The sequence below is a fragment of the Echinicola sediminis genome (genome assembly GCF_054777495.1).
In genome coordinates this window covers 1-653 of sequence record NZ_BAAHAP010000250.1, presented here as the reverse complement: position 1 = coordinate 653, position 653 = coordinate 1, and the positions used below count along the sequence as shown (strand labels likewise).

The following is a 653-nucleotide window of genomic DNA, read 5'->3' as shown; positions in this document are numbered from 1 at the left end:
TATATGTCTACGCCCGACCAGATTAAGCGGATGCAGGACGTCATTAGCAACCCCAAACGACTGGATGGAGTTCTGATCCTACCCACGTAATATGGACACAGGCTTAAGCGAGGTTCTGGTTTTCAAATTGTTCCGGACTGAGGCCGCCACACCAACTGTGCCGCCGCCACCGATTGTAATCACATTCGATATAATTAAACACCGTTGCCCGCATTATTTCCCGGCTGATAAAGTGTTCTCCATGGATACATTCCACTTTCAGCGAATGAAAGAAGCTTTCCACGCAGGCATTATCGTAGCAGCAACCTTTTGCGCTCATACTTCCACGCAGATTATGCCGCTTCAGTTGCGCCTGATAATCTGCTGAACAGTACTGGCCTCCACGGTCCGTGTGAACGATAACGTTCCGGGGCCTCTTACGCCGCCACAGCGCCATCTGCAGGGCATCGCAGGCCAGTTGCGCCGTCATGCGTGGTGACATTGACCAGCCAATAACGGCACGTGACCACAGGTCAATGACCACTGCCAGATACAGCCAGCCTTCATCTGTACGTAAGTACGTGATGTCTCCTGCCCACTTCTGGTTCGGGCCACTGGCGTAAAAATCCTGCTCCAACAGATTTTCTGACACAGGCAGGCCGTGTGCGCGGTAG

1 pseudogene is annotated in these 653 nt (G+C 52.7%); it reads right to left on the bottom strand.

The features are described 5' to 3' along the window. Positions 1–103: 103 nt before the first annotated feature. A pseudogene (locus tag ACYVAA_RS23025) lies at positions 104–653 on the bottom strand (IS3-like element IS3 family transposase); the annotation flags it as partial.